Here is a 299-nt window from a genome sequence, read left to right as displayed (position 1 = left end):
TTCGCGGCGGCGGGCAGGTCGCCGTCGGCATCCGCTTCGTCTTGGCGGGGTGGGGGGACGGCGGTGGCGAGCAGCTTCGCGAACAGCGCACCGGTATCGGCCGAGAGCTGTCCGCCCAGGCCCCACATGCCGTTGTCCTGTTCCCACACGTCCAGCTACTGCAGCGACTGCTCACCGAGCCCTTCGAACAGCTCGGCCGAGTCGGCCAACGAGGCCTCGATCTCGGCCAGGTGCGCCTTCAGCTCGGTGAAGGACGCGTGCGCGCAGTACTGGGCCACCAGGGCCTCGGGAGTCGGGCA

The organism is Glycomyces buryatensis (assembly GCF_004912275.1).
Classification (GTDB): Bacteria; Actinomycetota; Actinomycetes; order Mycobacteriales; family Micromonosporaceae; genus Glycomyces; species Glycomyces buryatensis.
This window is presented reverse-complemented; position numbering follows the sequence as displayed.